Genomic DNA, 12975 nt, shown 5'->3' with positions numbered 1-12975 from the left:
TTCTCTTTCACCGCCCAGCCCTTGTAGGCTCGCGTCAGATGCCTAGATTGGGGTCCTCCTTCGCACCTTCGCGACCTTCGAGGAACCCCATGCAGACCTACCATTTGTTCATCAGCCATTCGTGGAACTACGCCCACGCTCACGACAATCTGGTACGCCTGCTCGGCGCCAGACCGGATTTCAGTTTCAAGAATTTTTCCGTGCCGCCGCACAACCCGATCATGGGCGCGCAGACCGACAAGCAACTCGAAGAAGCCATCGAGAACAAGATTCGCCCGTGCTCGGCGGTGCTGATCATGGCCGGGATGTATTCGACTTACAGCAAGTGGATCAACAAGGAAATCGAGATCGCCAAGCGCATGGGCAAAGTGATCATCGCGATCAAGCCGTTCGGCGCCGAGCGTATTTCCAGCGTCGTGCGTGACGCGGCGCACGCCGAGTGCGCGTGGAACACCAACAGCATCATCGGTGCGATCCGTCAGCACACGGCGGTGTAACCATGCGCAAGGGACTGTTTATCGGCATCAACCACTACGACCACGTCTCGCCCTTGAGCGGCTGTAACAACGACGCCATGGCCATGGCGTCGGTGCTGGAACGTCATGCCAACGGGCGACCGAACTTCAGCAGCAAAGTGCTGACTTCAGCCGAAGAAAAACTCACGCTCAGCCACATGAAACAGCAGATCCAGAGCCTGTTCTCAGGCGATTGTGACGTGGCACTGCTGTACTTCGCCGGCCATGGTCAGTTTGACACCAGCATCGACGAAGGACTCCTGATTCCCCAGGACTATCAGCCTGGCGGAGACGGGATCCGCATCAGCGACATTCTGGAGTGGGCGGACAAGGCCCCGCACATCAAGAACAAAATCATCATTCTCGATTGCTGCCAGGCCGGCGCAGCAGGCGCCATGCGCAATCTGCGTGGCGGCAGCAGTGTGATCGGCGAAGGCATGACCATTCTCACGGCCTGCAAAAAAGAGCAGTACGCCCTGGAAAGTCGCGGTCATGGCGTATTCACGGATCTGTTGCTGCAAGCGCTGCACGGTGGCGCTGCCAACGTACTCGGCAAGGTCACCCCCGGTAGCGTTTACTCGTTTGTCGACAATGCGCTGGGCGCCTGGGAACAGCGTCCGGTGTTCAAGACCAATGTCTCGCAGTTCGTACCGCTGCGCGAAGTCGCGCCGCTGATTGCCGAGGAAACCTTGCGCAAACTCAAGGACTGGTTCCCGGAGCCGAGCTTCGTTTTCAGACTCGATCCCAGCTACGAGCCCACCGAAGCACTGTTCGACCCCGAACACGGCGACATCTTCAAGCAACTGCAAATGTGCAATCGCCACAGCCTGATCGAACCGGTGGATGCCGAGCACATGTACTACGCCGCGCTCCACTCCACCGGCTGCCGTCTCACCGCACTTGGCGCCTATTACCGCGAACTCGCCATAAAAGGACACTTCTGATGCCCGTATTCATCAGCTACCGCCACATCGATCGCCCGCAAGCCATGGCAATCAATGCGCAATTGATGCAGGCCAACATCAAGACCTACCTCGACGTACTCGACCCGGAATCGCAGACCACCGACGACATCACCGGGGTTATCACCCGCAACATCACCGAATGCACACACCTGCTGGCGGTGGTTTCGGAGAAAACCGCACTGTCGTGGTGGGTGCCGTTCGAAATCGGCGAAGCGACCATCAGCAACCGCCGGATCTGCTCGTTCCGCACCGGGCCGGCAAAGCTGCCGGAGTATCTGGACAAGTGGCCGAAGCTGAGCACGGCCAGTGATCTGAATTTCTTCATCGATGCCTATCGTGAAGAAGTATCGAGCAAGCGCTCGATGACGCTGGATTCGAGCAACGAATCCTTCAGCGGCACCTATAAGCGCAACGCCGATCTTTTCCATGAACAACTGAAGAACCGAATTCGGCGCGGTTTCTGAGGCCAATCGACAGCCACAAAAAAGCCGACATCACTGTCGGCTTTTTTGTCGCTCACTGCTTCGGCGCAGGGGCCGGTGCAGCGGCTGGCGGAGCTGTTGGCGCTGGCGCCGCAGTCCCCGGCACTGCCGGTTTCGGTGCGGCGTCGTCGAACAGGTTCAAGCGTTCGCGCAACTCGTGCGCCGGCACAGGTTGCTGATCCGCCGGCAGCGCGTTCGGATCGACCGGCGTCGCCGGAGCGGCACCGTTCTGACCTTCGGCGGCTGGCTTGGCCGCGTCGGCACCTTGCGAACCTTCGATGGCGGCCTGGGCCTTTTTGGTCAGGACCACAATGTCGATGCGGCGGTTGACCGGGTTGAACGGGTTTTCCTTGTCGAACAGCGCCGACGAGGCATAACCGACCACCCGCGCCACCTGCGAATCCGGATAGCTGCCTGCCACCAGCGCACGCCGCGCGGCGTTGGCACGGTTGGCCGAGAGTTCCCAGTTGCCGAAATCGCCGGTGCCGGTGTACGGCTTGGCGTCGGTGTGGCCGCTGATGCTGATCTTGTTCGGCACCGCTTTGATGGTGTCGGCCATGGCCAGCAGGATGTCTTCGAAGTACGGCTTCAGACGCGCGGAGCCCGAGTCGAACATCGGCCGGTTTTCCGCGTCCATGATCTGAATGCGCAAGCCGTTCGGGGTGATCTCGAACAGGATCTGATCCTTGAACTTCTGCAGCTGCGGGTTCTCGTCGACCTTGTTCTGCAGTTCTTGCAGCAACAGCTCCAGGCGCTCTTTCTCGACCTGCTCGGCCATGCCTTCGACCTGCTCGGTGTCGACCGTGACCTTGTCCGGTTGCGGCTGCGACTTCACCTCAGGGTTGAGGGTGTTTTCCGGCGCCAGGGTCGGCGTGCCGCCCAGATCAATGATGTACGGCGTGCCACTTTCGGAGAAGCCGACCGGATCCTTGAAGTAACCGGCGATGGCGATCTTCTGCTCAGGCGTTGCGGTGGACAGCAGCCACAACACCAGGAAGAACGCCATCATCGCCGTGGCGAAGTCGGCGAAGGCGATTTTCCACGCCCCGCCGTGGTGCCCACCGGCTATGCGCTTGACGCGCTTGATGATTATCGGCTGATTATTTTCCATGGCTTAGCGACCGCGAACGGCTTGTTCCAGCTCGGCAAAGCTTGGACGGTGCGCCGGGTACAGAACCTTGCGCCCGAACTCCACGGCCAGCGATGGCGGCATGCCGGAAGCCGACGCCACCAGCGAGGCCTTGATGGCTTCGTAGACGTTCAGTTCTTCCTTGGCATCGTGCGCCAGGGAATGCGCCAACGGCCCGAAGAAGCCGTAGGCCGCGAGAATACCGAAGAAGGTACCGACCAGTGCCGCACCCACGTGCAGACCGATGGACTTCTGATCGCCTTCACCCAGCGACGCCATGGTCACCACGATACCCAGTACCGCCGCGACGATACCGAAACCGGGCATGGCGTCAGCGATGCCGTTCACCGCATGGGACGGGTGCTCGAGGTCTTCCTTGAGGCTGTAGAGTTCCATGTCGAACAGGCCTTCCAGCTCATGCGGAGCCATGTTGCCGGAGGACATGATGCGCAGGTAATCGCAGATGAACGCGGTCATGCGTTCGTCTTTGAGCACGGCCGGGTACTTGGCGAAGATCGGGCTCGCGGCAGCGTCTTCGATATCGCCTTCGATGGCCATCATGCCTTCGCGGCGGCTCTTGTTGAGGATCTCGTAGATCAGGCCGAGCACTTCCAGATAGAACGTGTGGCTGAAGCGCGAACTGAACATGCTCAGGGATTTCTTGAGCACGTGCATCGTCATGTAACCGGGGTTGGCCTGGAGGAATGCACCGAGGGCCGCACCACCGATGATCATCACCTCGAAGGGCTGGATCAGGGCGGCAATTTTGCCGTGGGAGAGCACGTATCCGCCGAGCACGCTCGCGAATACGACGATGATGCCGATAATTTTAGCCATAGGTAGAAAGTACTTATTTAAGTCGGGTTCAAGGTCATATTCGGAAGTTAAAAAATCTCTTCTTCTACTTATCGGCAAAACTGCGCCAGACTATAGCCAGTTCAGGCGAAAAGCCAATTTAGCCCATGCCGGGCGCGTCTACAGTCAGTGAAGATCTCGTCCAGACATGGCTAATGAAACGAACGTCCCACACGCAAAACCGACCACGCTTGAGGGCTGGGTCAAACTGCTCGATGGCGTGCGCCTGCCCGTGCCGCAAGAGGCGCACGACAAGGTTTGCCGGGCGATCCGCGACAACCGCAGCTCGTTGCGCGATATCGCCGACCTGATGCAGGACAGCCCGGCGCTGGCCTTGAGCATCATCCGTGAGGCAAATCGTCACACCCACGGCACCATGGCCGCTGCGGCGGAAAATCTCGAAGTGGCGATCAACCGCCTGGGCCTGGCGCGTACCGAAGAATTGCTCGCACGTCTGCCCGTCGAACCGCAGATGCAGATCCCCAAGGCCTTGCGCCAACTGCAGATGATCAGCCAGCACGCGACACAACAGGCCAACGGTTTTTTTGCCAGTCGCCTGGCGCGCCTGTGGCAGGACATTCACTGGGGCAGCCTGTTGTTTCTGTCGCCGTTATGGCCGCTGGCGCTGACGTTTCCCGAATTGCTCGAAGAGTGGGAGCTGCGGGTTATCCACAAGGGCGAATCGGCGCGCACGGTCGAGAAGCAACTGTTTGGCGTGCGCCTGCTGAAGATCGCCGAAGCGCTGGTACAAGTCTGGCACCTGCCGATCTGGGTGCAGCAGGGTTATAAACTGCTGCTCAGCGAACAGCGCGAACTGGTGAAAGTTCTGCGCATCGCCCGCGACAGCGAACATCCGTTGCGCCAGCAGAATCGCCTCGACGACGATCCGACCCTGCGCCGCTGGCTCAACCAGCCGGCCAACACCGTGTTGCTGGCCAACGGCCTGGCGCTGTCGGCACAACAGGCCTGGGACAGTCCGCACAGCGAGCGCTGGCAGTACCTGACCAGCCTTTATCTGCAAATCTCGATGGACGAAGTGCAGCAGCAGTTGCACCAGCAAGCCGCCAACAGTGCGCGCCAGCATGCCATGCCCGATCTGTGGCACCCGGCCGTTTCATTATTATGGCCATGGGGCACCCATCGCTTGCCGGCCGGGATGCTGCCGGCGGCGGCGCCGAATGCCGAGGATCTGACTCAATGGCGCCGGCAATGCGCCGAACTGCTGGCCGAGCCGAGCCGCTTCACCAATGCCATGAGCCTGACCGTCGCCGCCCGTGATGCGCTGGTCGCCAGCGGCATGCGCCGGGTGATGATTCTGATGGCCGACCGCACGCAATCGAATCTGCGGGTCAACCAGACCTTCGGTTTGCCGAAGGAAGCCGCCGCGCTGAATTTTGTCGTCAGTCAGAGCAAAGTCTTGCAGCGCCTGCTCGCACAACAGGCACAGGTGCGGATCACCCCCGAGAACAACGCACAATTTTCCGCATTGTTGCCGCCGGGCCTGCGTGCGCTGTTCCGTGGCGAGCATCTGTTCCTGCGTTCGCTGGTCAATAACGGCCGGGTGATCATGATCGTCGTCGCCGACCAGGGCGGTGGGCCGTTCGCCGACATCAGCGTGCAAGCCTTTGGCAAAACCGCACAGTGCATCGAAAAGGCCCTGCACAGCTTTAGCAGCCGTGGCCGATGAGGCTGCGCTACAATCCCCCCCTTTGTGCTCTGGAGACCTCACATGTCTGACTTCTCTGGCTTGCCGCTCGTCATCGAACCGAGCGACCTGCTCCCTCGGCTGGATGCCAGCGAACTGATTCTGGTGGACCTGACCAGTGTCGCCCGCTATACCGAGGGCCATCTGCCCGGCGCACGTTTTGTCGACCCCAAGCGCACCCAGCTCGGCCAGCCACCGGCGCCGGGGCTGTTGCCGGCCAAAGCCGATCTGGAGGCGTTGTTCGGTGAGCTAGGCCATCGCCGGGACGCGGTCTACGTGGTCTATGACGACGAAGGCGGTGGCTGGGCCGGGCGTTTCATCTGGCTGCTCGACGTGATCGGTCACGACAAATACCACTACCTCGACGGCGGTCTGCCGGCGTGGCTGGAAGCCGGCATGCCGATGTCGATCCAGGTGCCGCCTGCGGTCGGCGGCCCGGTGGCGCTGACCCTGCACGACGAGCCGACGGCAACCCGCGAATACCTGCAAAGCCGTCTCGGCGCCGCCGATCTGGCGATCTGGGACGCACGCGGGCCGCTGGAATATTCCGGTGAGAAAGTCCTGGCCGCCAAGGGTGGACACATCCCCGGCGCGGTGAACTTCGAATGGACCGCCGGCATGGATAAGGCGCGTCAGCTGCGGATTCGCACGGACATGCCGCAGATCCTCGAAGACCTCGGGATCACCAAGGACAAAGAAATCATTACCCACTGCCAGACCCATCACCGGTCGGGCTTCACTTATCTGGTGGCCAAGTCCCTCGGTTATCCGCGGGTCAAGGGCTACGCCGGTTCCTGGGGCGAATGGGGCAACCACCCTGATACGCCTGTCGAGATTCAAGGTTCTAAGGACAACTAATGAAAGAGCGTCTGTTTATCCTCAGCCAGTACCTGCTGCCTCATCACCTGCTGTCGCGCCTGGCCGGTTGCGTCGCCGAGTGCCGCGTGCGCTGGTTCAAGAATGCCTTCACCCAGTGGTTCGCCAAGCGTTATCAGGTGGACATGTCGCAAGCGCTGGTCGAAGACCTGACCGCCTACGAGCATTTCAACGCGTTCTTCACCCGTGCCCTGAAAGACGGCGCGCGGCCACTGGACCAGACGCCGGGCGCGATCCTCAGCCCGGCCGACGGTGCGGTCAGCCAGCTCGGCCCGATCGAACACGGTCGCGTGTTCCAGGCCAAGGGCCACAGCTTCAGCGTGCTGGAACTGCTGGGCGGTGACACGGCGAATGCCGCGCCGTTCATGGGCGGCGACTTCGCCACCATTTACCTGTCGCCGAAGGATTACCACCGCGTGCACATGCCGCTGGCCGGCACTCTGCGCGAGATGGTCTACATCCCGGGCCGAATCTTTTCGGTCAACCAGACCACCGCGGAAAACGTTCCGGAGCTGTTCGCCCGCAACGAGCGTGTGGCGTGCATTTTCGACACCGAGCGCGGGCCGATGGCCGTGGTGCTGGTCGGCGCGATGATCGTCGCTTCGATCGAAACCGTGTGGGCCGGTCTGGTCACCCCACCGAAGCGCGAACTGAAAACCTTCCGCTACGACGAAGCCGCCCGAGCACCGATTCATCTGGAAAAAGGTGCGGAACTGGGGCGCTTCAAACTGGGTTCGACGGCGATCGTGCTGTTTGGCCCGGATCAAGTGAAATGGGCTGAAGAACTGGTGGCGGGTTCGCCAGTGCAAATGGGCCAGGCCCTGGCCCTGCCGACGGCCTGAGCCGGCTGATCCGCCCTTTCACACGTCTGTGAAGGGGCGGACACGACCTGGGAAGCGCCGTTACTCTATCTGCCCACGGAAGCCGATCGGCCCTTCGTTGGCGTAGGTATTGGTGCCACTGAGGTTTTTCCCTCCATCGCTGGAAGTGACGCTCAACGCGACAACGTTCTGATTGTCCCGGCCACCGATCACCCACTTGCCGCCCGGATGCCATGGGGCATCATTGCCACCCCACTGGTTCTCGACGTTGTATTGATTCTGACCGGTGCGCTGCGCCTTGAAGCCAATCGGGCCTTCGCCGGCGTAAGTCATGGTGCCGGTGAAGCTTTTGCCGCCATCGCCCGACTTGATCTCGATGGCGACGACTTGCTGGTTGTCCCGCCCGCCCAGCACCCAGGTTCCACCCGGATGCCACGGTGCCGAACTACCGCCCCATTGATTTGCCACTGCATATTTAGACATGAACCTCATCTCCTTGAAGTTTCGGGAGACCTGCCCGAGGTTGACGGACAGGCCGTGCAACCGTGCGTTTCCGATCGCACGTCTGAGAGACTAGTAGGGCTTGTTGAATGGCATCCGGCCAGTAGACCAGCGGTCAAAAAGCCTGACACCATCCGGCGAAACAGACCACAGCTGCTAGAGTTCTTGGTGTTGCCAATTTCGCCGCTGGAGCCAGTCACGGCATGAGTGAGTCACGCCCCCAACCCTCCCTGCGCGCCCCGATCCCGACGCAAACGCGACTGTCGTTCTGTGAAGCCACCCCGCGCGACCTCAAGCGCTGGATCGCCGGCCTGCCCAAGGCCAACATCGGCGAAACCGCCCGCCAGTTGTACCAAGGCCTGGGCGAACTTAACCAATTGCTCACCCCCAGTGACAATCGCCTGCAACTCCTCGAACTGCTGCGCCCTGAGGTTTACTTCGTCTGCCAGCATCTGGAGCGGCACTTCCTGCATCAGGCAATCATGCTCGATGACCGCTCGCGCAAGATCAGCAACCTGTGTCAGGCGCTGCAAAGTCATCTGGCCATTGGCTACAAGCAGATTGTTCTGCGCATTGTCCCCAAGTACCACAAAGAGCGGGCGGCGCTGGTCAGTCAGGCCCTGCAACGGGCCGCGCATGCGCTCAAGGGGCAACTGCTGCGGGCGACGCAGCTGTACAGCCCGCCGCCGGAACATCTGTGGTTCGAGCTGCATCAGTTGTATCTCTGCGCTTGCGCCTTGCAGTTGCAACAGCGTCGGGTGCATGACGATCTGGCGAGCCTGAGCAGCGAACTGAGCCTGGAACAGACCTATATCGCCGCCCTGCTGCTGGGTAGCGCCCGTTGCAATCAATTGCGCCAGAACCAGATCGCTCGGCTGGCCGAAGTGCTGGAGCCGTGGAGTGCCCTGCTCAAGTTGCATCCCGGCAGTCCGCAGGATGGACTGTTCGCCATCAGCGCTGAACTGGACGCCGGCCCGCGCTACCGCAGCATGTTTCGCAAAGAACAACAGGGCGCACTGCTGGGCTTCGATCCGCAACCGCTGGTGAACGTGATCGAAGCGCATTTACTGCAGCAGGAGACGTCGACGCCGTTGCCGATCCCGGCAGGACTGAGCCTCGATACCCTACAACATTTGCACGCCAGTTGGGGCCAGGCCGCTGAGCGCAGTTTTCAGCGCACCGCCGGTCAAGGCAGCCTGACCGTGTGCGTCGGCATGAGCGCCCTGCACTTTTACCTGGGCGGCGAACGCAGCTTCAGCGAACTGCTGAAACATCCCGGTGCTCGCGCGGCCAATTTCAGTCGCGTGGTGGTCCAGGGCGAAAAGGACAGCTGGAGCCAGGCCTTCGACGCCGCACCGCAGGGCGCAACTGAAGAGTTGCTGCCGTACGAAGAAATCCAGTACGACCATCTGGGCGAGGACGAAAGCAACACCGACAGCCCTCCGCACTATCCGACCTACAGCTTGCCGGTGATCAACCACAGTCCCGGCGGCTATTGTCTGGCGTGGCCAAGCGAAGTACCCGCCGAATTGCAGGCCGGGGAAATGCTCGGGATTCAGGACAGTGCGAATCAGGGCTGGAGCATTGCGGTGGTGCGCTGGATTCGTCAGGTGCGCGGCAGCGGGCCGCAAATGGGCATAGAACTGGTGGCGCCACACGCCGAACCTTGCGGTTTGCAATTGGTGCGCTCGCGAGATGATCACAGTCAGTATTTGCGCGGTCTGCTGCTACCGGAGATCAGCGCCATCGACTTGCCCGCGACCTTGCTCGCCCCGCGCCTGCCGTTTCAGGAAGGCAATAAAGTGCTGATCAACACCCACGGCGAAGAACACCGCGCCGGGCTGGATCGACGGGTGGCGAGTACGCACAGTTTCAATCAGTTTGCCTATCGCTCGCTGGAGGCCGCGCAGAATGGCGGGGGCGAGGAGGATTTTGATTCGTTGTGGAAATCGCTTTAAGTACCCGCCGATGGATCGGCGGCGCTACCTTCGCGAGCAAGCCCGCTCCCACACTGGAATGCATTTCAACTGTGGGAGCGAGCCTGCTCGCGAAGAGGCCAGTCAGACGATAGAGATGTCAGAGCTGCCCGTCGCGATCGCGAAAGCCCAGCAGATACAGCACGCCATCCAGCCCAAGGGTGGAAATCGCCTGCTTCGCCGACTGTTTGACCAGCGGCTTGGCGCGGAACGCCACACCCAGCCCGGCAATCGCCAGCATTGGCAGGTCATTTGCGCCGTCGCCCACGGCGATGGTCTGCTCCAGACGCAAGCCTTCCTTGTGCGCCAGTTCCTTCAGCAGATCCGCTTTACGCTGCGCATCGACGATCGGCTCGATGGCCACGCCGGTGCACTTGCCGTCGACCACTTCCAGTTCGTTGGCGAACACGTAGTCGATGCCGAGTTTGGCCTGCAACTGCTTGGCGAAGTAAGTGAAGCCGCCGGACAGGATCGCGGTCTTGTAGCCCAGGCGCTTGAGTTCGGCGAACAAGGTTTCGGCGCCTTCGGTCAGGCGCAGCGAAGCGCCGATCGAGTCCAGCACGCTGACATCCAGACCTTTGAGCAACGCCAGGCGCTCTTTGAAGCTGGCGCGGAAGTCCAGTTCGCCGGCCATCGCGCGCTCGGTGATGGCCGAGACTTGCTCGCCGACACCGGCGGCCTTGGCCAGTTCGTCGATGACTTCGGCTTCGATCAGCGTGGAGTCCATGTCGAACACCGCCAGACGCCGGTTGCGGCGGAACAGCGAATCTTCCTGGAAGGCGATGTCGACGTTCAGCTCCTGCGCAACGCTGAGGAATTCGGCACGCAGCGCCTGCGGATCAGCCGCTTCACCACGCACGGAGAACTCAATGCAGCCCTTGCCCTTGTCCGCCGGAGTGTCCAGCGGCATGCGACCCGACAGACGGTCGATATGGTCGATGTTCAGGCCATATTTGGCGGTGATCGAGCTGACCGCCTGCAATTGGCCGGCCGTCACCTTGCGGGTCAACAGGGTGACGATGTGGCGTTTCTTGCCCTGATTGCCCACCCATTGCTGGTAATCCTCTTCGGACACCGGGGTGAAGCGCACCTGCTGGTCGAGCTCGTAGCCCTTGAACAGGATGTCCTTGAGCACGGCTTTGCCTTGCTCGGAGTCGGGAATCTCGACCAGGATGCCGAACGACAGGGTGTCGTGGATCACCGCCTGACCGATGTCGAGAATGTTCACACCACCTTGTGCCAGAACGCCGGTAATGGCCGCAGTCAGACCCGGACGGTCGACTCCCGTGATGTTAATCAGGACGATTTCGCGCAACGCGCACCCCCGCAACTGGAAAAAAACCGCATTCTACCCACTTTCAGTGACCATCGGGCACCGCGAGCGCTTTGCCGGTCTAGGGCCTGTCGCTATACTGCGCGTCAACTTCACGGACAAAAGAGCCGAGCTCAGTGAACCGGCCCACGCCAGTTAAAACCGATAACTTCTTCCTGCTGATCTTCCGTGCACTGCGCCACCGCCGTGTGCCGATTGCATTGCGCATTGCCAGCCATAACGTGATCCTGGTCGCTCTGGCCCTGGTGATCTATGCCGGGGTGATGGGCCTGCAGTTCAAGCAGGCCATGCACGAGCAGGCCGATGCGCTGGGCGAAAGCCTGACCACGCAGACCGCCACCTCTGCCACTGAACTGTTGGTGTCCAACGACATCCTCAGCCTCAACGTGCTGCTCAACAACCTGACCAAGAACAAGCTGGTGGCACACGCCGCTATCTATAGCGTGGACAACCGCATCCTCGCCGAATCCGGTCAGCGCCCCAAGCACAGCCTGCTGGGCGAAGCCGAGGGCATGTACGAGAGCAAGATCACCTTCCAGGACGTGACTGCCGGGCAACTGCGCATCAGCCTGGACATGGATCAGTTCCAGCAGCCGATGACCATCAGCCTGCAGAGCATGGGCATTCTCAGTGCGATCCTGCTGGCCTTGTCGCTGGCCCTGAGCCTGCGCATGGGGCGCTATCTATCGACGCCGTTGCTGCAATTGCGCGTCTGGCTGCGGCGCATCGACGAACACACGCCGGGCATAGATCGTCAGGACGAAATCGGCGATCTGGCGCGTCAGCTGCACGCCAACTACGCTCCGGAGCCTGCGCCTGAACCTGAGCCGGAACCCGAGTTCGAGGAAGAGGATGAGCCAGAGTTCGAAGTGCGCAACCTGCGTGACCCGAGCTTTGACGAAGCCCGCCCGATGGCCGCGCAAAAACCGGCGCCGCGCCACGTGGTCAGCACCGTTGAAGACGATGATGACGACGAAGATCCGTTTGCCGATCTGCGCGACGAGTCGCTGACCGAAGCTGTTCCGGCGCCGCGTAAAGCGACACCAAGCGTGCCGCAGCACAGCGCGGTGCTGGCGATCCAGCTGGGTTCGCAAGAGCAACTGCGGCGCCTGCCGCGCGCCCGTCTGGAAGAGTTGCTGGAGCGCTATCGCGATTGTCTCGATCAGGCCGCTTCGCTGTATCAGGGCGAAATCGAAACCCTGAACGATGGCAGCACACTGATGCTGTTCCACACCGAAGACAGCGGTGACGACTACCTGACCAACGCCATCTGCTGCGGCGAGTTGCTGCGGGCGCTGGGCCATCAGTTGCAGATCGAAGTCGCCGACAGCGGCATCACCCTGCAATTGCAACTGGGCCTGACCCTGGGCGACGAGTTGTTCGGCCTGAGCCAGATCGACCTGCTGCTGACCGATTCGGCTCAGGATGCCCTGGCCCTGTCGCAACACAGTCGCAACCTGCTGCTGGTCGAGCGCAAGATCGGAGACGATGCGCTGATTCGCCAGCGTGCGCGGATCCGCCCGATCGCCAGCCCTGAGGGGGCTTGCTGTGTCGAGCGGTTGATGGAGCCGTATCCGTCGATGCTCGAGCGGCAACTGGCGCGGATGCATGAGCGCCGGGCGTAAGCCTTAGGCCTGAAACACAGAAGCCCGCAGACAAGTGATTGTCTGCGGGCTTTTTTGTTGCCTGCGATCTTTTATGGCGCCTGTTCCGGCCCCTTCGCGAGCAAGCCCGCTCCCACAGGGTACGTGCCCGCCGCTGATCAAATGTGGGAGCAACTGTCTTACTGCCACCGTTCGTCACCGCCACTCTGTGCC

The 12975-nt window shown here is 61.4% G+C and carries 12 protein-coding genes; 8 read left to right on the top strand and 4 right to left on the bottom strand.

Features of this window, described 5'->3' with window-relative positions:
• Window positions 1-89: 89 nt before the first annotated feature.
• The 3 genes from QRN61_RS26970 to QRN61_RS26960 are packed head-to-tail and all read left to right on the top strand — an operon-like array spanning window position 90 to window position 1944.
• Entirely contained in the window at window positions 90-497 is a 408-nt protein-coding gene (locus tag QRN61_RS26970) for a TIR domain-containing protein (RefSeq protein ID WP_103368233.1), read from the top strand.
• 2 nt (window positions 498-499) lie between these two features.
• Window positions 500-1459 carry a caspase family protein gene (locus QRN61_RS26965; protein ID WP_285376327.1) on the top strand — a complete coding sequence of 320 codons (960 nt, stop codon included), beginning with the start codon at window positions 500-502 and terminating at the stop codon, window positions 1457-1459.
• Complete coding sequence (locus QRN61_RS26960; protein ID WP_134785300.1) at window positions 1459-1944, top strand: toll/interleukin-1 receptor domain-containing protein; 486 nt, start codon at window positions 1459-1461, stop codon at window positions 1942-1944. The genes QRN61_RS26965 and QRN61_RS26960 overlap by 1 nt, the downstream gene beginning before the upstream one ends.
• Window positions 1945-1996: 52 nt before the next feature.
• Here the strand turns inward: QRN61_RS26960 and motB are convergent, their stop codons facing one another.
• Both motB and motA read right to left on the bottom strand, forming a co-directional pair.
• Window positions 1997-3073 (bottom strand): flagellar motor protein MotB, encoded by a 1077-nt coding sequence (gene motB / locus QRN61_RS26955; protein WP_134785299.1) that lies wholly within the window; start codon window positions 3071-3073, stop codon window positions 1997-1999.
• A 3-nt stretch (window positions 3074-3076) separates the two neighbouring features.
• Window positions 3077-3928, bottom strand: a complete 852-nt coding sequence (motA, locus tag QRN61_RS26950) for a flagellar motor stator protein MotA (RefSeq protein ID WP_007952169.1) — start codon at window positions 3926-3928, stop codon at window positions 3077-3079.
• 166 nt (window positions 3929-4094) lie between these two features.
• On the opposite strand from motA, the gene QRN61_RS26945 reads away from it, so the two are divergent.
• From QRN61_RS26945 to asd, 3 genes are read left to right on the top strand one after another with little or no spacing between them, the layout of a single operon-like run.
• Window positions 4095-5633: an HDOD domain-containing protein gene (locus QRN61_RS26945; RefSeq protein WP_115988339.1), complete on the top strand. Its 1539-nt coding sequence runs from the start codon at window positions 4095-4097 to the stop codon at window positions 5631-5633.
• Between the two features lie 42 nt (window positions 5634-5675).
• Complete coding sequence (gene rhdA, locus QRN61_RS26940; protein WP_247268683.1) at window positions 5676-6509, top strand: thiosulfate sulfurtransferase; 834 nt, start codon at window positions 5676-5678, stop codon at window positions 6507-6509.
• Window positions 6509-7369 (top strand): archaetidylserine decarboxylase, encoded by an 861-nt coding sequence (asd, locus tag QRN61_RS26935; RefSeq protein WP_027611402.1) that lies wholly within the window; start codon window positions 6509-6511, stop codon window positions 7367-7369. The genes rhdA and asd overlap by 1 nt, the downstream gene beginning before the upstream one ends.
• Window positions 7370-7429: 60 nt before the next feature.
• On the opposite strand, the gene QRN61_RS26930 is transcribed toward asd, so the two are convergent.
• Window positions 7430-7831 carry a lectin OAA family protein gene (locus QRN61_RS26930; protein ID WP_027611401.1) on the bottom strand — a complete coding sequence of 134 codons (402 nt, stop codon included), beginning with the start codon at window positions 7829-7831 and terminating at the stop codon, window positions 7430-7432.
• A gap of 221 nt (window positions 7832-8052) precedes the next feature.
• Here QRN61_RS26930 and QRN61_RS26925 point away from each other — a divergent pair, with 221 nt between their 5' ends.
• Window positions 8053-9807, top strand: a complete 1755-nt coding sequence (locus tag QRN61_RS26925; protein WP_285376319.1) for a cyclic-di-GMP receptor FimW-related protein — start codon at window positions 8053-8055, stop codon at window positions 9805-9807.
• Window positions 9808-9925: 118 nt separating this feature from the next.
• Here QRN61_RS26925 and serB read toward each other — a convergent pair whose 3' ends face one another.
• Window positions 9926-11140, bottom strand: a complete 1215-nt coding sequence (gene serB, locus QRN61_RS26920; RefSeq protein WP_007967407.1) for a phosphoserine phosphatase SerB — start codon at window positions 11138-11140, stop codon at window positions 9926-9928.
• A gap of 134 nt (window positions 11141-11274) precedes the next feature.
• On the opposite strand from serB, the gene QRN61_RS26915 reads away from it, so the two are divergent.
• Window positions 11275-12783 carry an AhpA/YtjB family protein gene (locus QRN61_RS26915; protein WP_285376316.1) on the top strand — a complete coding sequence of 503 codons (1509 nt, stop codon included), beginning with the start codon at window positions 11275-11277 and terminating at the stop codon, window positions 12781-12783.
• Window positions 12784-12975: the final 192 nt, after the last annotated feature.

The organism is Pseudomonas sp. lyk4-TYG-107 (assembly GCF_030209055.1).
In the GTDB taxonomy this organism is placed as follows: Bacteria; Pseudomonadota; Gammaproteobacteria; order Pseudomonadales; family Pseudomonadaceae; genus Aquipseudomonas; species Aquipseudomonas putida_A.
Note: the sequence above shows the minus strand (reverse complement) of the source record. Positions and strands in the feature narration are given on the sequence as shown.

Coding starts and splice junctions, on each gene's coding strand:
- motA (WP_007952169.1), bottom strand. CDS start 3,928: ATGGCTAAAATTATCGGCATCATCGTCGTATTCGCGAGCGTGCTCGGC.
- QRN61_RS26965 (WP_285376327.1), top strand. CDS start 500: ATGCGCAAGGGACTGTTTATCGGCATCAACCACTACGACCACGTCTCG.
- QRN61_RS26925 (WP_285376319.1), top strand. CDS start 8,053: ATGAGTGAGTCACGCCCCCAACCCTCCCTGCGCGCCCCGATCCCGACG.
- QRN61_RS26970 (WP_103368233.1), top strand. CDS start 90: ATGCAGACCTACCATTTGTTCATCAGCCATTCGTGGAACTACGCCCAC.
- QRN61_RS26960 (WP_134785300.1), top strand. CDS start 1,459: ATGCCCGTATTCATCAGCTACCGCCACATCGATCGCCCGCAAGCCATG.
- motB (WP_134785299.1), bottom strand. CDS start 3,073: ATGGAAAATAATCAGCCGATAATCATCAAGCGCGTCAAGCGCATAGCC.
- rhdA (WP_247268683.1), top strand. CDS start 5,676: ATGTCTGACTTCTCTGGCTTGCCGCTCGTCATCGAACCGAGCGACCTG.
- asd (WP_027611402.1), top strand. CDS start 6,509: ATGAAAGAGCGTCTGTTTATCCTCAGCCAGTACCTGCTGCCTCATCAC.
- QRN61_RS26930 (WP_027611401.1), bottom strand. CDS start 7,831: ATGTCTAAATATGCAGTGGCAAATCAATGGGGCGGTAGTTCGGCACCG.
- QRN61_RS26945 (WP_115988339.1), top strand. CDS start 4,095: ATGGCTAATGAAACGAACGTCCCACACGCAAAACCGACCACGCTTGAG.